At 60.2% G+C, this 17767-nt stretch carries 14 protein-coding genes and 1 tRNA gene; 7 read left to right on the forward strand and 8 right to left on the reverse strand.

Going from position 1 to position 17767, the window contains the following annotated elements:
* Positions 1 to 76: 76 nt before the first annotated feature.
* From ACYQ54_RS12500 to ACYQ54_RS12525, 6 genes are all read left to right on the forward strand, one after another.
* Complete coding sequence (locus ACYQ54_RS12500) at positions 77 to 1237, forward strand: Gfo/Idh/MocA family protein (protein WP_460082692.1); 1161 nt, start codon at positions 77 to 79, stop codon at positions 1235 to 1237.
* A gap of 461 nt (positions 1238 to 1698) precedes the next feature.
* Positions 1699 to 2652 (forward strand): galactofuranose ABC transporter, galactofuranose-binding protein YtfQ, encoded by a 954-nt coding sequence (gene ytfQ, locus ACYQ54_RS12505; protein ID WP_460082695.1) that lies wholly within the window; start codon positions 1699 to 1701, stop codon positions 2650 to 2652.
* Between the two features lie 77 nt (positions 2653 to 2729).
* Positions 2730 to 4244, forward strand: a complete 1515-nt coding sequence (locus ACYQ54_RS12510) for a sugar ABC transporter ATP-binding protein (RefSeq protein WP_460082697.1) — start codon at positions 2730 to 2732, stop codon at positions 4242 to 4244.
* Positions 4244 to 5284: an ABC transporter permease gene (locus tag ACYQ54_RS12515; RefSeq protein ID WP_460082699.1), complete on the forward strand. Its 1041-nt coding sequence runs from the start codon at positions 4244 to 4246 to the stop codon at positions 5282 to 5284. The genes ACYQ54_RS12510 and ACYQ54_RS12515 overlap by 1 nt, the downstream gene beginning before the upstream one ends.
* Complete coding sequence (gene yjfF / locus ACYQ54_RS12520; protein ID WP_460084787.1) at positions 5284 to 6273, forward strand: galactofuranose ABC transporter, permease protein YjfF; 990 nt, start codon at positions 5284 to 5286, stop codon at positions 6271 to 6273. Before ACYQ54_RS12515 ends, yjfF begins: the two co-directional genes overlap by 1 nt.
* Positions 6219 to 6989 carry a FadR/GntR family transcriptional regulator gene (locus ACYQ54_RS12525; RefSeq protein ID WP_460082702.1) on the forward strand — a complete coding sequence of 257 codons (771 nt, stop codon included), beginning with the start codon at positions 6219 to 6221 and terminating at the stop codon, positions 6987 to 6989. Before yjfF ends, ACYQ54_RS12525 begins: the two co-directional genes overlap by 55 nt.
* Positions 6990 to 7176: 187 nt before the next feature.
* On the opposite strand, the gene ACYQ54_RS12530 is transcribed toward ACYQ54_RS12525, so the two are convergent.
* The 7 genes from ACYQ54_RS12530 to chvE form a co-directional block, all read right to left on the reverse strand.
* Positions 7177 to 8685: an aldehyde dehydrogenase (NADP(+)) gene (locus ACYQ54_RS12530; protein WP_460082704.1), complete on the reverse strand. Its 1509-nt coding sequence runs from the start codon at positions 8683 to 8685 to the stop codon at positions 7177 to 7179.
* A gap of 27 nt (positions 8686 to 8712) precedes the next feature.
* The gene (locus ACYQ54_RS12535; protein ID WP_460082706.1) at positions 8713 to 9636 is read right to left on the reverse strand and encodes a Gfo/Idh/MocA family protein; all 924 of its coding nucleotides are present in this window, start codon (positions 9634 to 9636) and stop codon (positions 8713 to 8715) included.
* On the reverse strand, positions 9636 to 11378 hold the full coding sequence (gene araD, locus ACYQ54_RS12540) for an L-arabinonate dehydratase (protein WP_460082709.1): 1743 nt from the start codon (positions 11376 to 11378) through the stop codon (positions 9636 to 9638). The genes ACYQ54_RS12535 and araD overlap by 1 nt, the downstream gene beginning before the upstream one ends.
* A gap of 3 nt (positions 11379 to 11381) precedes the next feature.
* Positions 11382 to 12377: an AraD1 family protein gene (araD1, locus tag ACYQ54_RS12545; protein WP_460082711.1), complete on the reverse strand. Its 996-nt coding sequence runs from the start codon at positions 12375 to 12377 to the stop codon at positions 11382 to 11384.
* A 4-nt stretch (positions 12378 to 12381) separates the two neighbouring features.
* Complete coding sequence (mmsB, locus tag ACYQ54_RS12550) at positions 12382 to 13626, reverse strand: multiple monosaccharide ABC transporter permease (protein WP_460082714.1); 1245 nt, start codon at positions 13624 to 13626, stop codon at positions 12382 to 12384.
* A gap of 11 nt (positions 13627 to 13637) precedes the next feature.
* The gene (gene mmsA / locus ACYQ54_RS12555) at positions 13638 to 15152 is read right to left on the reverse strand and encodes a multiple monosaccharide ABC transporter ATP-binding protein (protein ID WP_460082715.1); all 1515 of its coding nucleotides are present in this window, start codon (positions 15150 to 15152) and stop codon (positions 13638 to 13640) included.
* 249 nt (positions 15153 to 15401) lie between these two features.
* On the reverse strand, positions 15402 to 16481 hold the full coding sequence (gene chvE, locus ACYQ54_RS12560) for a multiple monosaccharide ABC transporter substrate-binding protein (RefSeq protein ID WP_460082717.1): 1080 nt from the start codon (positions 16479 to 16481) through the stop codon (positions 15402 to 15404).
* Between the two features lie 157 nt (positions 16482 to 16638).
* On the opposite strand from chvE, the gene ACYQ54_RS12565 reads away from it, so the two are divergent.
* Positions 16639 to 17595, forward strand: coding sequence for a LysR family transcriptional regulator (locus tag ACYQ54_RS12565; protein WP_460082720.1), 957 nt, complete (start codon positions 16639 to 16641; stop codon positions 17593 to 17595).
* A 63-nt stretch (positions 17596 to 17658) separates the two neighbouring features.
* Here the strand turns inward: ACYQ54_RS12565 and ACYQ54_RS12570 are convergent.
* Positions 17659 to 17734: transfer RNA gene (locus ACYQ54_RS12570), tRNA-Phe, on the reverse strand.
* Positions 17735 to 17767 lie beyond the last annotated feature (33 nt).

Below are 17767 nucleotides of genomic sequence, written 5' to 3' on the forward strand. Positions count from 1 at the left end.
CATTTATGTAAACAACGCGTGTAATCGATTACAGTGCGCGGCACGATAGAACAGAAACAGTTTCAGGAGGAGCGACATGGCCATCGAAGGAAAAGACACCGCGCAGACGCGCCCGATCCGGCTCGGCATGGTCGGCGGCGGCAAGGATGCCTTTATCGGTGCAGTTCACCGGATTGCTTCGCGCATCGACGGCGCTTACGATCTGGTGGCGGGCGCCTTGTCTTCCACGCCGGAAAAGGCTCTTGAATCAGGCCGTGCGCTCGGCCTCAAGGAAGACCGTATCTATGGATCCTTTGAGGAAATGGCCAAGCGTGAAGCACGGCTGAAGGACGGCATCGAGGCCGTCGCCATCGTCACGCCGAACCACATGCACTATCCGGCAGCGAAGGAATTCCTGAAACGGGGAATCCATGTCATCTGCGACAAGCCGCTGACCTCGACCCTGACGGACGCCAAGAAATTCGTGAAGGCTGCGGAAAGCTCCGATGCCCTCTTCTTCCTGACCCACAATTACACCGGCTATCCGATGGTCCGGCAGGCCCGCGAAATGGTAGCGAACGGCGATCTCGGCACGATCCGCGTCGTTCAGGTGGAGTACCCCCAGGACTGGCTGACGGTGGAACAGCACAACAAGCAGGCCGACTGGCGCACCGATCCGGCACGCACTGGCCTGGGTGGTTCCACAGGCGATATCGGCACACATGCCTATAACCTCGCCTGCTTCATTACCGGTCAGTCGGCAGAAAGCCTCGCTGCCGATCTTCAGTCTTTCGTGCCGGGCCGGCAGGTGGACGACAACGGTCACGTGATGCTGCGCTATGCCAGCGGTGCGCGCGGCATGTTGTGGTGCTCGCAAGTGGCGCCGGGCAACGAGAACAACCTCAAGATCCGGATCTATGGCGACAAGGCCGGACTGGAGTGGCATCAGGAAGACCCGAACTATCTCCACTACACGCCGTTCGGAAAGCCGAAGCAGCTTCTGACCCGCGGTGGTGCCGGCATGCTCGACAGCATCGCCTCTGCCACCCGCGTTCCTCCCGGCCACCCGGAAGGCTATCTGGAAGGCTTCGCCAATCTCTACAAGGATGCCGCCGAGGCGATTCGGGCACATCAGGCCGGCAAGGATGCAGGCTCACTGGTGCCGGGCATCGCGGACGGCCTTGCGGGAGTGCGCTTTGTCGATGCCTGCGTGCGGTCTTCGGCAAGAAACGCAGCCTGGGTGAAGCTGGACGGCTAGTCCTGCTCATGTTTGCAATCCATGAAGCCCGGGCCCTGCTGCCCGGGCTTTTGTCGTTTTTCACCGGGCCATACCCGAAACGGTGTAGCCTCAGGATGACGCTTCTGTGCCGTTCCATGCGGTGCCATAAGGCGGCGTGTGCCGGGTCCAGGCTGTGCGCCGCCTGGAATGTCAGTCCTCGCGATGGATTACGCGCTTTCCATCATTGCCGAACCTGGTCCGCAATCCATGCCCTTCCGGTGCAATAAACCGGAGCTGCCGGAAGCGGCTGTGCAACGGCATCCATGCCTTGATCGAGCCATGGCGCAACGAAGGCAGGAAGCGAGAAAACATGAAATTATTTATTTTATCAATTACTTGAACAGATCATTCGCACCGCACAAAGCTATCCGCTTTACAAAAGTAATAAAGTATTACTTAATGCCACTCGTGAGGAGAACAAACTCTGTGGAGGAGACCCTATGAAACTCAAGGCAATGCTTATTGCCGGGGCAATGTCGTTTGTCCCGATGACCGCCATGGCTGCCGATCTGACCATCGGTTTTTCGCAGATCGGATCTGAATCCGGTTGGCGTGCAGCTGAAACCACTGTCACCAAACAGGAAGCTGAAAAGCGCGGCATCGATCTGAAATTTGCCGACGCCCAGCAGAAGCAGGAAAACCAGATCAAGGCGATCCGGTCCTTCATCGCGCAGGGCGTCGACGCGATCCTGCTCGCTCCGGTCGTCGCCACCGGTTGGGACGACGTCCTGGAAGAAGCCAAGGACGCCGAGATCCCGGTCGTGCTGCTTGACCGGACCGTCGACGCACCGGACGATCTCTACATGACTGCCGTCACTTCGGACCTTGTTCATGAAGGCAGCGTCGCCGGCCAGTGGCTGGTTGATGAAACTGCCGGCGAGAAGTGCGACATCGTCGAGCTGCAGGGAACGACCGGTTCCAGCCCGGCCATCGACCGCAAGAAAGGCTTCGAGCAGGCGATTGCAGGTCATGACAACCTGAACATCGTTCGCAGCCAGACCGGCGACTTCACCCGCAGCCAGGGCAAAGTCGTCATGGAAAGCTTCCTGAAAGCCGTCGGCGGTGCAAACATCTGTGCACTTTACGCCCATAACGACGACATGGCCGTCGGTGCTATCCAGGCGATCAAGGAAGCCGGTCTGAAGCCGGGTGAGGACATCAAGATCGTCTCGATCGACAGTGTTCCGGATATCCACCTTGCGATGGCAAACGGCGAAGCCAATGCCACCATCGAGCTGACCCCGAACATGGCCGGCCCGGCGCTGGACGCCCTTGAAGCCTACCTTGCCGACGGCACGATGCCGCCGAAATGGATCCAGACCGAGTCCAAACTCTACACGCTCAAAGATGATAACATGGCCATCTACGAGATGAAGAAAGACCTGGGATACTAAGAACGATCCCGATGCCGGGCGGTCAGCCGCCCGGCATCTCAAGGTTCAGGTAGACCGACTTCGGGGGAAGCCGATAGATGGCGAGCGTAACCGACCCTGTGCTCGAATGCCGGGGCATATCCAAATTCTTTCCGGGAGCCATAGCGCTGGATGCGGTGGACCTGACCCTCTATCCGGGTGAAGTGCACGCGCTCCTCGGAGAAAACGGGGCCGGAAAATCCACCCTGATCAAATGCCTGACCGGGGCCTACCGGCGCGATGCCGGAACCATTCACCTGAATGGGCATGAAATTTCACCCAGCAGCACCCAGGACAGCCAGAAACTGGGAATCGGCACCGTTTATCAGGAAGTGAACCTGTTGCCGAACCTGACTGTTGCAGAAAACCTCTTTCTCGGCCGCCAGCCCATGTGGCACGGGTTCATTTCCCAGCGCAAGATGATGACGATGGCGCGGGATCTGCTTGCCGAATTCGGCCTTTCCGTCAATCCGGCCGAACCGCTGTCAGCCTATTCCGTTGCCGTGCAACAGGTGGTCGCGATTGCGCGTGCCGTTGAACTTTCCGGCAAGGTTCTGATCCTGGACGAACCGACGGCCAGCCTGGACCGGGACGAGGTTGACCTTGTTTTCTCGGTCATCGAAAAACTGAAGGCACGCGGCCTTGCCATCGTCTTCATCACGCATTTTCTGGATCAGGTGTTCGAGATTTCCGACCGGGCAACCGTGCTCCGAAACGGCCGTGTGGTCGGCACACGGCGCCTGGCCGACGCAACACAGACCGACATCGTGACACTGATGCTCGGCCGGCAGCTGGAAGACCGCATCCACGATCGTGCGCCTTCGGCAACCGGCGACACATTGATAGAGCTGAAAAACTTCGGCAAACGCGGCATGATCACGCCGTTTGACCTGACCGTTCGCAAGGGCGAGGTCGTCGGTCTTGCCGGGCTTTTGGGCTCCGGGCGTACGGAAACTGCTGAAATCATCTTTGGCGCCGTGCAGGCAGACCAGGGTGAAGCGCTTCTGGAAGGCAAGAAAATCAGCATCAAGAACCCGCGCGAGGCTGTTGCTCACCGTTTCGCACTTTGTCCGGAAGATCGCAAAAGCGACGGTATCGTCGGCGATCTGTCCGTCAGAGAGAACATCATTCTGGCCCTGCAGGCCCGACAGGGCTGGTTCCGGCCGCTGCCGAAATCCAAGGTCAACGAACTGGCGGAAGCCTATGTAAAGGCACTCGACATTCGCCTTGCCAGCCTGGACATGCCGATCCGTCTGCTCTCCGGCGGCAATCAGCAGAAGGCGCTTCTTGCAAGATGGCTGGCAACCAATCCGGCCTTCCTGATCCTGGATGAACCGACGCGCGGTATCGATGTCGGGGCTCATGCGGAAATCATCGCCTTGATCGAAAAACTGCGCGAGGACGGCATGGCCTTGCTGGTGGCTTCGTCCGAACTGGAAGAGCTCGTTGCCTATTCCACCCGGGTGATCGTGCTGCGCGACAGGCGTCAGATAAGTGAACTTTCCGGTGACGAGATCACCACCTCCAACATTGTCGCGGCAATCGCCGACGAGCCCATGGCGGAGGCCGTGTAATGACCGCTCATGTTCACAACACTTTCCGGCGGATTACCCCGCAGCTGATCATTCTGACTGCCGTCCTGATCCTGAACTTCATGGTCTTTCCGGATTTCTTCCGGATCGAATTCCAGAACGGCCGTCTTTTCGGCAACCTGATCGACGTTCTCAATCGCGGAGCGCCAACCGCCCTCCTGTGCATCGGCATGACCCTGGTCATTGCCACAAGGGGCATCGATCTGTCGGTGGGCGCCGTCATGGCGATTGCTGGCGCGGTTGCCGCCTCCCTTGCCGTCGATGGGCACGGCTGGCAGGTCGCCCTCACCGGCGCGCTTGCCGTGGGTGCGATCTGCGGCCTGTGGAACGGCGTGCTGGTTGCTGTCCTGCGTATCCAGCCGATCGTCGCAACACTGGTGCTGATGGTCGCTGGCCGCGGCATTGCCCAGCTTGTGACGGAAGGGACGATCCTGACCTTTCTGGACCCGGGCCTCATTCACCTGGGCGCCGGCACGATTCTGGGTATTCCGACACCGATCCTCATCTGGATCGCGCTCGGGCTTGCGGTGACTGCAGTGGTGCGCAAGACGGCGCTCGGCATGCTGATCGAGGCGATCGGCATCAACGAGAGTTCCTCACGTCTGGCCGGCATCAACAGCCGCGTGCTGATCATCTCGGTTTACCTGATTTCAGGTGTCTGCGCGGCCCTGGCCGGCGTCATCGTGGCAGCCGACATCAAGGGAGCTGACGCCAACAATGCCGGTCTCTGGCTGGAACTCGATGCCATCCTGGCCGTGGTCATCGGTGGCAATTCCCTGCTCGGCGGACGCTTTTCCATCCTCGCCTCGCTGCTGGGGGCCCTGATCATCCAGTCGGTCAATTCGGTAATCCTGCTGTCCGGCATGCCGCCTGAATTCAACCTGGTCATCAAGGCGCTGATCATCATCGCGATCCTGGTCATCCAGTCGCCGACCGTCAAACACGCGCTTTACATCTTGCGGGCTTCAGCGGAGCCCCAGCCGTCCGACCCAGTCAAGGAAGCGAAAGAAAGTCCGCAATGATCCGCTCCACCCATCTGCCGCTTCTGATCACCATCGCCACCTTTGTTCTGGCCTACACGCTGTGCGCGTCGCAATACCCGGCGATGCTGTCGACACGGGTCGTGGCCAACCTTCTGACGGACAACGCCTTTCTGGGGATAGCCGCCGTCGGCATGACCTTCGTGATCCTCTCGGGGGGCATTGATCTGTCGGTCGGCTCGGTGATCGCCTTTACCGGCGTCTTTCTGGCTGTGATCCTGAGGGACACCTCGATCCATCCGCTGTTCGCCTTTGTCCTGGTACTGGCGATCACCATTTCCTTCGGTGCGGCGATGGGGGCGATGATCCATTATCTGGAGATGCCGCCCTTCATCGTCACGCTGGCGGGCATGTTCCTGGCTCGCGGAGCGGCCTACGTGCTGTCGACCGACAGTGTGCCGATCACCCACGAATTCTATGACACGCTGCAGTCGCTTTACTGGAAGGCACCTGGTGGCGGGCGGTTCCGACTCACCGGCATGATCATGCTGCTGACCTTCCTGACAGGCATCATCGTCGCCCACCGCACCCGCTTCGGCCAGAATGTCTACGCGCTCGGTGGTGGGGCTTCGACGGCCCGGCTGATGGGCGTGCCCCTGGCCAGGACCACCATTGGCATCTATGCCACATCCGGTGGTCTTGCCGGCCTCGCGGGAATCATCTTCTCTCTGTACACATCCGCAGGCTATTCCCTGGCGACGGTCGGCGTGGAACTTGACGCCATCGCTGCGGTGGTGATTGGCGGAACGCTGCTTACCGGCGGCACAGGTTTTGTCGCAGGCACATTCTTTGGCATTTTGATCATGGGGTTGATACAAACCTTTATCGTGTTCGACGGAACGCTTTCGAGCTGGTGGACAAAGATCGTGATCGGCGGTTTGCTCTTCGGCTTCATCTTGCTTCAGAAGGGACTCACTTGGGCAACGACACTGCGCAGAAAACCAGCGACAGAGTTCGCCGCGCAATCATGACCTTCGTCGCCACCGGCGGGTTGGGAAGCCAGATCGGAAACCACACCGATCAGGTTGTCGAGCAACTTGGCAGAGCCATCGTTGCGGGTGAGTATCCGCCGGACACCATGATCCCTCTGGATCCGGACATTTCGGAAATGTTCGACGTCTCGCGAACGGTGGTGAGAGAAGCGAAGAAGACACTGATCGCCAAGGGCCTGATCCAGTCCAAAGCCAAGGTCGGAACGCATGTCCGGCCGGCCTCCGAATGGAACATGTTCGATCCGGACGTGCTGCGCTGGCACGCAGCGCTCAACAACCAGCGTCCGTTTCTGGAAGATCTGTTCGAGATCCGCCTGATTTTCGAACCGGCTGCAGCAGGCAGCGCCGCCAAGCGTGCAACAGATGCGGAATGCCTGACCCTGTCGAAACTCTGCGACAACCTTGCCACCGGCAAGGACCGGGCGGCCGTTGCGGTGGCCGATCTGGAGTTTCACAAGATGATCCTGAAGCTCTCCGGCAACCGCTTCCTGCAATCCCTTGGAGATCTCGTCCAGGCCGCGCTCTATTCCCTGTTCATCGCCGAAGCCAACGAGCGCAACGACCAGGAGACCTACGAGTTCGTGGAGCGCCACCGGGCCATCGTCACGGCCATCAAGGCCGGGGACGCGAAAGCCGCCCATGACGCCATGGTCGCCGTCATCCTGGCCGGCCGGAAGATCGAACTGAATATCTGAGGCTGTCTGCGGACACGGGTGCCGCCGGTCCACCTTCTTAGCAACACAAACAAAAGAACCTCATCCTGAGGACGGCCGCAGGCCTGTCTCGAAGGATGGGCACCTTGCTCCGAGCAAGTGGCCCATCCTTCGAGACGCGCACACGTGCGCTCCTCAGGATGAGGTCATTACTTTATTACCATCCAGCTTAACTGGCCGGCAGCAGGTCGTCCGGCAGGTTCTGGTAGCAAACCGGGCGCAGGAAGCGGCGAATGGCCATCGTGCCCACGGAGGTGGCGCCGAAGTTGGTCGATGCCGGGTAAGGTCCGCCGTGAACCATGCTGTCCGCGACTTCCACACCAGTCGGGAAGCCGTTGGCAAGCACGCGGCCTGCCTTGCGTTCCAGCACCGGCATCAGCTTGCGGGCCAGGTCCGTGTCGCCTGCATCCATCTGCAGCGTGCAGGTGAGCTGGCCTTCCAGGCCCTTGGCGACTTCCAGCAGCTGCGCTTCGTCCTTGACGCGAACCACGATGCCGAGCGGGCCGAAGACTTCCTCGCCCAGTTCCTCGTTGGCCAGCCAGTTTTCACCGGTGGTCTCAAAGACATAAGGCGCGGCTTCACGGGTTTCGCAGGAGGTCCCGATCAGTTCACGAACGCCACTGGACGCAGCAACCCGCTTGGAACCGGACCGATAGGCGGCCGCAATGCCATCTGTCAGCATGGTCTGTTTGCCGATACCGCCGAGGGCTTCGGTGGCGGTTGCAACGAAAGCGTCTGCATCCGGTCCGTCAAGAACCAGGATGACACCCGGGTTGGTGCAGAACTGGCCCGCGCCCATGGTCAGCGACCCGGCCCAGCCCTTGGCGATCGCCTCGCCGCGTGCGGAAAGCGCTGCCGGTAGCAGGAACATCGGGTTGACCGAACCCAGTTCACCGAAGAACGGGATCGGCACGGGGCGCTGTGCACACATGTCGAACAGGGCACGACCGCCGCGCAGCGAGCCGGTGAAGCCGACAGCAGTGATCAGCGGGTGCTGAACAAGCGCCTGACCAACTTCGAAACCGTTGCCCTGGATAAAGGAAAAGACGCCCGGATGCAGACCGCAGGACTTGATGGCCGCGGCAATCGCCTCGGCGACGATTTCGCCGGTGCCCGGGTGAGCCGGATGGCCGCGCACGACTACGGGGCAGCCGGCGGCCAACGCCGATGCCGTGTCGCCACCGGCCGTCGAGAACGCCAGCGGGAAGTTGGATGCACCAAAGACCGCGACGGGCCCAATCGGGCGCTGAACCAGCTTCAGGTCCGGGCGCGGCAGAGGTTGGCGATCCGGCAGAGCTTCATCATGACGCTTGTCGAGATAATCGCCCTTGAGAATATGCGAAGCAAACAGACGAAGCTGACCGGTTGTGCGGCCGCGTTCACCCTGAAGGCGCGCTTCCGGCAGACCGGTTTCGGACGTGCCGATTTCGGTGATTGCGTCCGCACGGGCTTCGATCTCGTCAGCAATGGCGTTCAGGAATTTCGCCCGCTCTTCGCTGCTGGAATAGCCGTAGCTCCAGAAAGCTTCTTCGGCTGCCCGGCAGGCTGCGTCCACCTGGTCGGCGGTTCCGACGGAAAAAGCGTGAGACGCGCCATGCGCCGGTTCGGAGGTGAATGTTGCATCGCCAGCAACCCATTGGCCTGCAACAAGCTGCTTTCCGTGAGGCATAAAAGTCATGTCAATCCTTCTGGTTTTGAAGATGGATTAAAATTCGAACGGATCAGTGATGATGCGCCGCCCAAGGGAAAAGGCGTCGCAAACATGGATCATCGGCGAGAGATCTACGTCGCTCGCACCCGATTTCACCAGATCCGCCATACGGACGTAGAGGTTGGCATATTCATGGTTCGCACCCTGTATAACGGGCTCACCGTCGATTTCCAGTCTCTCACCGCCAAGTGACAGCTTTGCGGTGCCACGGTCGGTTTCCACGTCGATGTCCCAAGTCTGCGGACCTTCCTGGCGCCAGTCGAAATCGGCAGACATGTCCGCCCCTGCGGGGTCGGCAAAGGTCAGTCCGGCTGCTATCGGCGTTGCCCGGTTCTCCGGAAACTCCAGTGTCGCGCCCGTGAGGTGAACCGGGTAAGGCAGAATTTCGGTCAGGATCGAGAGCGCGTTGATGCCCGGATCGAAGACCCCCATGCCACCCGGCTCCCAGATCCATTCCTGGCCGGGATGCCAGCGGCGAACATCTTCCTTCCAGGTGATCTTGAGCCGTTTCAGCGTGCGCTCGGCCAGAAACGCCTTCAGCGCAGGCACGCTGTCGGCATAGCGCGAGTGCCAGGTCGCGAACAGCGTCACGCCGTGCTCCTTTGCCAGGGCTTCCAGCGCGTAGCATTCCGCCAGGCTCTGGCCCGGCGGCTTTTCCAGCATCACGTGCTTGCCGGCTTTCAAAGCCTTGGCCGCATATTCGAACCGCGGCTGCGGCGGAATGGCAAGCGACACCGTGGTGATGTCCGGCCGGTTTTCCAAAAGCGCATCGATCGTCTCGAAATGATCGATCCCGTCGACACCTGCGTGACGGCTGACTGCCGCCTCCAGCTGCCAGTCCGGATTGCCGTTTATCGCCGGTATATGCTGATCCCGGGCAATCTTGCCGATGCCCACCAGCGCCAGTTTTTCAGCCATCAATGAGAATCCTTCGGCACGGCAGAGCCGCGGCAGCCTTTCAGGAAGTCGAAATCGGCACCAGTGTCGGCACCCTGGACGCGATCATGGAACAACCGCGCGTAGCCACTTTCCGGAACATGGTGCGACGGCTTCCAGGCTGCAAGCCGTGCAGACAATTCCTCATCGGAAATATCCAGATGAATTTTCCGGTTTGGAACATCAAGTTCGATCAAGTCACCGTTTTTGACGACCGCCAGCGGACCGCCGGCGGCCGCTTCCGGAGATGTGTGCAGGACAACAGTGCCGTAAGCCGTACCGGACATGCGCGCATCTGAAATGCGGACCATGTCGGTGATCCCCTTCTTCAGCACCTTCGGCGGCAGGCCCATGTTGCCGACTTCGGACATGCCGGGATAGCCCTTGGGTCCGCAGTTCTTCAGCACCATGACGCAGGTCTCGTCGATATCGAGAGCGTCGTCGTTGATCTTTGCCTTGTAGTCGTCGATGTCCTCGAAGACCACCGCCCTGCCCTTGTGCTGCATCAGATGCGGCGACGCGGCGGACGGTTTCAGAACAGCGCCATTTGGGGCAAGGTTGCCCTTCAGCACTGCAATGCCACCCTGGCTGGTCAGCGCCTTTTCCGCCGGCAGGATGACATCCTCGTTCCAGTTCTTAACGTCCTTGACCTGATCCCACATGGTCTCGCCGGAAACGGTGATGGCATCCTTGTTGAGCATGCCCGCCTCACCGAGACGCTTAATCACCACCGGCAGGCCGCCTGCGTAGAAGAACTCTTCCATCAGGTATTTGCCGGACGGCATCAGGTTGACGATGGTCGGGATATCCCGGCCAACCCTGTCCCAGTCGTCCAGGGACAGGTCGATGCCGACGCGGCCGGCAATGGCCAGTAGATGGATGACGGCATTGGTCGACCCGCCGATGGCACCATTGGTGCGGATCGCGTTCTCGAAGGCTTCCCGGGTCAGGATATCGGACGGCTTCAGATCGTCCTTCACCATCTGAACGATCCGGCGGCCTGACAGATGCGCCATCACCCGGCGGCGACTGTCGACAGCCGGGATCGCTGCATTGCCGGACAGCGCCATGCCCAGTGCTTCGGCCATCGAAGCCATGGTGGACGCCGTGCCCATGGTGTTGCAACTGCCGGGAGACCGGCTCATGGCAGCTTCCGCCTCCAGAAATTCCTCCTGGGTCATCTCGCCCGCCTTCACGGCCTCGGAGAACTTCCACAGATGGGTGCCGGAGCCGACGCGTTCGCCCTGGAACCAGCCGTTCAGCATCGGTCCGCCGGTGACGACAATCGAGGGAATGTCGACGGATGCCGCGCCCATCAGCAGTGAAGGCGTGGTCTTGTCGCACCCGACGAGCAGGACAACACCGTCCAGAGGCGTGCCGCGGATCGCTTCTTCCACATCCATGCTGGCAAGGTTGCGGAACATCATCGCCGTTGGACGCAGCGTGCTCTCGCCGGTCGAGAACACGGGGAACTCCACCGGGAAACCACCGGCTTCGTAGATGCCGTGTTTGACACGCTCGGCCAGATCGCGCAGATGCGCGTTGCAGGGCGTCAGCTGCGACCAGGTGTTGCAGATGCCGATAACGGGACGGCCGTCGAAGAGGTCGTCCGGCAGTCCCTGGTTCTTCATCCAGCTGCGGTGATAGATGTGGTCGCGGCTGGTGCCGCCGAACCATTCGGTCGACCGCAGCTTGCGCGGCCATTTCGCCGGTTTGAATGCCATGATCTAAAGAACCTTCACTTGAGCTGCCCCAGCTTCCGCAGCCTTGAAGGCCAAGCGGTTTCTCAGGGGAACGCCGAAACCCGGCGCGGAAATCTCGACCTCATCCCCTTCCCGGCAGCCAATGCCGTCGGCGAAGGAAAGCGTTGCCGTGCCGAACATGTGCACGTGCAGATCGCCCGGTTGGCGGAAAACGTCATACTTGAAATGGTGGTGTTCGAGATTTGCCAGCGTGTGGGACATGTTGGCCTCGCCCGACAGGAACGGCTTTTCCCAAAGCACTGCACCGTCGCGGTAGATCCGGCTGGTGCCTTCAACCTTGTCCGGCAGGGGACCGACCAGAAGTTCCGGTCCGAAGGAGGCCGGACGCAGCTTGGAATGCGCCAGATAGAGATAGTTCTGGCGTTCCATGACGTGATCGGAAAACTCGTTGGCAAGCGCGAAGCCGACACGGAACGGTGTTCCGTCCTCGGCGATAACGTAGACCCCGGCAATTTCCGGTTCTTCGCCGCCATCCTCACAGAAGCCCGGGCTCACAAGATCGCCGCCCGGCGCCACGGCGCAGGCTCCGTTGCCTTTGTAGAACCACTCCGGCTGGACGCCGACATGGCCCGGCTCCGGCCGGCCGCCTTCAAGGCCAAGCTGGAACATCTTCATGCTGTCCGTGACATTGGCATCGTCGTTCTTGGCCTTGGCATGCATCGCGTCCCGTGTTGCCGCAGACCCCAGATGTGTAAGGCCCGTGCCGGTCAGGTGCATGTGGGCTGCGTCCGGATGATCGATCGGCAGCAGCAACCGGCCTGCCGAGGCGAGCTGCTCCAGATCGACAGCTGCGCCAAGTTCATGGCCGCGAATGCATTCGGTCAGGCTTTGCCCTTTGCGAACGGCTTCCTGAACAAGTTCATAGGTGGAAGCGACATCCTTCAGGATCGAGGCTTCGCTGCCATTGCGGACGACCACAGCACGTTTGCCGGCCTCGTCCAGGATCTGGGAAATCAGCATAGCGTTACCCCTGCTTGTTCTTGTTGTAGACGTCGAAAATTACGGCTGCGAGCAGCACGAGGCCCTTGATCATCTGCTGGTAGTCGATACCGATACCCATGATCGACATGCCGTTGTTGAGCACACCCATGAGGAAAGCTCCGACGACCGCGCCGATGATGGTGCCGACCCCGCCGGACATGGATGCCCCGCCGATGAAGACTGCGGCGATCACGTCAAGTTCCAGCGCAAACCCTGCCTTGGGTGTTGCCGTGTTGAGGCGTGCGGCAAACACCAGCCCAGCGGCGGCTGCGAGCACGCCCATGTTGGTGAAAGCCAGGAACGTCAGCCGTTCGGTCTTGATCCCGGACAGTTTGGCGGCCTTCTGGTTGCCACCGAGCGCGTAGATCCTGCGGCCGACTGTCGTGGTTTCTGTGATGAAGGCATAGATGATCGTCAGGATACCCATGGTGATGAGCACATTCGGAAGCCCCCGGAACAGCGACAGTTTGAACATCACGAAGATCAATGCAGCGGCAATGATCACGTTGCGGGCGATGAAGAAGCTCCTGGGCTCGTCCTCGATGCCGTAGGCCTTGTTCTGGGCTCGCTGGCGCAGACCGATCCACACGACGAGAGCCGCGGCGGCGATACCGGTCGCAAGAGCGAGAACATTGACCTTTCGGGCATCGAAGAGATCGGCCAGCGTCTCGCCGATCCCTGCCGGGAAGAGATCCGGGACGAAACCGGTGGCAATGATCTGGAATTCCTTCGGGAACGGACCGACCGACTGACCTTCCAGCAACCAGAGCGACAGGCCGCGGAAGACAAGCATGCCGGCCAGTGTCACGATGAAGGACGGGATCTTCCAATAGGCCACCCAGTACCCCTGGGCAGCCCCGATCACACCCCCGATGACAAGGCAGACGACCATCGTGAGATAGGGCGACAGGTCGTAATTGACGATCATGACGGCGGCAAGCGCGCCGATGAAGCCCATCACGGAACCGACCGACAGGTCGATGTTGCCCGAGACGATGACGATCAGCATGCCGAGCGCCATGATGATGATGTACGAGTTCTGCAGCAGCAGGTTGGTGATGTTCACCGCACGCAGCAGCGTGCCGTCGGTGACGACCTCGAAGAAGGCCATGACCGCAATCAGCGCGAACAGCAGTCCGTATTGCCGCAAATGCGAGGAGATATACTCGCCGATGCCCTTGGTCTTCACGACCGGCGTCGCATTGGTGTCGCTTTCAGCCAGTTCCATGGGATTCTTTCTCACTCGTTGACAATGAGCGACATGATGCGCTCCTGGCTCGCATCGCCGGCGGCAAGTTCACCGACGAGAGCCCCTTCGTTCATGACGTAGATCCGGTCGCACATGCCGAGCAGTTCCGGCATCTCCGACGAGATCATGACCACGCCTTTGCCCTGCGCGGCGAGATCGTTGATGATGGTGTAGATTTCATATTTGGCGCCGACGTCAATACCCCGGGTCGGTTCGTCCAGGATCAGCACTTCCGGCGCGGTAAACAGCCATTTGGCGAGCACCACCTTCTGCTGATTGCCTCCGGACAGGTTGACCGTTTTCTGGAACACCGACGGTGTTCGGATCGCCAGGGCCTCCCGGTATCTTTCGGCAACGCGGGTTTCCTCGTTGCGCTTGAGGATGGGACCGGAGGAAACACCGTCCAGATTGGCAAGTGTCGTGTTGAACCGGATCGTCTCGTCGAGCACCAGTCCAAGGGCCTTGCGGTCTTCAGTGACGTAGGAAATGCCTGCCGAAATCGCCCGGTCTACGGTGCTGACGTCAATCGGCTGACCCTTGAGTTTCACAGATCCGCTAATGTTGCGGCCGTATGACCGTCCGAAGATGGACATGGCCAGTTCGGTCCGGCCCGACCCCATCAAGCCGGCGATGCCGACCACTTCGCCGGCCCGGACATTGAAGGAAGCCTTCTTGATCACCTGCCGCTCTGAATGTTCGGGATGCCAGACGGTCCAGTCCGCAACGTCCATCAGGACATCGCCAGGTGTCCGGCTGTGCTCCGGGAAGCGGTGCGTCATGTCCCGGCCGACCATGTCGCGGACGATTTCGTCCTCGCTGAGCCCGGCCTTGGCGTCGAGCTTCGAAACGGTCATGCCGTCGCGGATCACCGTCACGCTGTCCGCGACATAGCGGACCTCGTTGAGCTTGTGCGAGATGATGATGCTGGTAACGCCCTGCGCCTTCAGCTCCAGCATCAGGTCAAGCAGTTTGCGGCTGTCGTTTTCCTGCAGCGCCGCGGTCGGTTCGTCCAGGATCAGCAGTTTTACGTCCTTGGACAGCGCCTTGGCGATTTCGACAAGCTGCTGCTTGCCCACGCCGATGGAATCCACCTTGGTCGTCGGAGGTTCCGAAAGACCGACCTTGGCGAGCAGTTCTTCCGTGCGCTGATTGGTTTTCCGCCAGTCGATGACACCCTTGCGGGAGCATTCGTTGCCGAGGAAGATATTTTCCGCGATCGAAAGCTGCGGCACCAGGGCAAGTTCCTGGTGAATGATGATGATGCCCTGCTTTTCACTGTCCGAGATACCGGAGAACCGGGCCGGTTCACCTTCGAAAACAATCTCGCCGTCGTACTGACCGTGCGGATAGACGCCGGACAGAACCTTCATCAGCGTGGACTTGCCTGCGCCATTCTCGCCGACGACGGCGTGAATTTCGCCTTTCTTGACATCCAGATTGACCCGATCCAGCGCCTTCACGCCGGGAAAGGTCTTGCTGATGTTCTGCATGGAAAGGAGTGCCATTGACCCCGTTCTCCGAATTCCGAGGAAAGACCCGCCCATCGCGCCGGACAATCAGGGTCCGGGTCCGTCCCGCTCTCCCGAGACTGCAAGGGAGACCGGACTTTCCGTGTCGATGGGCGGTGAGTGCTGCCGGATCAGCGGAGGATCAACCGGTTCCGGTTGATCCTCCTAAAGCTGATCGTCTTTGAAGTGCCGGAGCACCCTGTCTGCGTTCAGTTGAACGCAGGATGCCCCGGGGACTTTTCGTTCTTACTTGACCTGGTCTTCGGTGTAGTAACCGCTGCCGATCAGAACTTCTTCCCAGTTGCTGGCGTCGACGGAGACCGGCTCCAGCAGGTAGGACGGAACGACCTTCACACCATTGTCATAGGTGGTGGTGTCGTTGATTTCCGGCTCGCCGCCGCCCAGGAGGGCATCAACCATGCCGACCGTGACACGTGCGAGTTCACGGGTGTCCTTGAAGACGGTCGAGTACTGCTCGCCGGCCAGGATCGACTTCACGGACGGGACTTCAGCGTCCTGACCGGTGACGATCGGCATCTTCAGGTCGCCGGAACCATAGCCAACGCCTTTCAGCGAGGACAGGATACCGATGGACAGGCCGTCATAGGGGCTCAGAGCGCCGTGCAGCTGCTTGTCGGTGTAGTGAGCGGACAGGAGGTTATCCATGCGGGACTGTGCGACAGCGCCATCCCAACGAAGCGTACCGACCGTGTCCATGCCCATCTGGCCGGACTGGATGACGATGGTGCCGTCATCGATCAGCGGCTGCAGAACGGACATCGCGCCGTTGTAGAAGAAGTAGGCGTTGTTATCGTCCGGAGATCCGCCGAAGAGTTCGACATTGTACGGGCCGTCGCCGAAACGCTCTTTCAGGCCGTTGACCAGGGACGTTGCCTGCTGCACGCCCACCTTGAAGTTGTCGAACGTGGCGTAATAGTCGACGTCGCCGCTGTCACGGATCAGGCGGTCATAGGCGATAACCTTGATGCCGGATGCAGCCGCATTTTCAAGAGCGTTGGAAAGCGTGGTGCCGTCGATGGCGGCGATCACCAGAACGTCCACACCCTTGGTAATCATGTTCTCGATCTGGGCGAGCTGGTTCGGAATGTCGTCTTCTGCGTATTGCAGATCCGCATCATAGCCGGCCGCGGTGAACTGCTCGACCATGGAATTGCCGTCGGAGATCCAGCGTGCCGAGGATTTCGTGGGCATGGCGATGCCGATGGAGCCCTTGTCCTGGGCCATTGCCGCGCCGGTCAGCGCCACGCCGGACATAAGGGTTGCTGCTGCCGCTACCGCGACAAGCGCCTTGGAAACAAATTTCATATCGTCCTCCCGGACCGGATCCCAGCCGGTCTCAATTCAGTCACAGGCATTCACGGGTCGATGCCGGGGTGTACAAAATGGAAAAGTAACATGACGGTCAAATTATTATTCATTATCATTACATATCTTAATTGATATGAAATGACGGGAATCGGCCATGAGTCTGGACTTGTTGCGACGGGGGATGAAAATCTCCCACCTGCGATTGCTCGCAGAGCTTGCAAAACACTCTCGACTCACCGACGCAGCAACCGCTCTGGGCATGTCGCAACCGGCTGCCTCACGCCTGATTTCCGAAATCGAACGCGTTGCGGAGGCCGATATCTACGTGCGATCCGGCCGTGGAATCGAGTTGACCGACATCGGCTACAAGCTGGCCGAACGCTGTGTGCGCATCCTGCAGGAATTCGCTGATGCCGGCCGCGACATCGAACAGCACAAGTCCGGCCAGAGTGGTCATGTCAGCATCGGTTCGGTGACAGGGCCCGCAATCGAATACATACTGCCCGCGATACGACACGTCCGCCTCAGCTACCCGGACATCTCCATTTCGGTGGAAGTCGGCCCCAGTCTTGATCTGGCGCCGATGCTGGAGGACGGGCGGCTCGACTTTTCGCTCAGCCGTATACCCGTCGATGAAGATCCGGATCTCTTCGAGGAACGACCGCTCCTGCGCGAACCAGCCTGCCTGGTCGCCCGAGTGGACCATCCGCTGACGCGTATGCCTGCGCCTGTTCCCGCTGAAGCGTTGCTGGGTTTCGACTGGGTGCTGCCACCCGTCGGCGCGCCGATCCGAACGACAACGGAACAGGCTTTGCGGGACAAGGGGCTCGGTCAGCCCACAAAGGTTCTGACAACCTCGTCGTTTCTGTTCACCGTCGCCACAGTACAGCGTACCAACGCGATTGCCGCTGTCGCGCAATCGGTTGCCTCAAGTTTTGCGGAAAATGCTGATGGAAGCGCGGGCACAATCGTCACCCTGAATAGCGAGCTCACCCTGTCGGTTGAGACCTATTCCTTCCTGACCCGGAAAGGGCAGGTTTTGACACCTGTCGCCCGGATCGTGGCGCGGGAAGTACTGCGGGCAATCACCGGTGAAACGGTGCTCGCGTAAGGCCAGCCGACAAGCCGAAGTGATGCATCGTCTTGAAAAGGTTCAGAAAATTTGAAGAGGGAGTGGTGCCCAGAGCCGGAATCGAACCAGCGACACGCGGATTTTCAATCCGCTGCTCTACCAACTGAGCTATCTGGGCGTGCCTTGCAAGTGGTCCGGGGCAAGCCCCGTT

The sequence above is a fragment of the Roseibium sp. LAB1 genome (assembly GCF_054658235.1).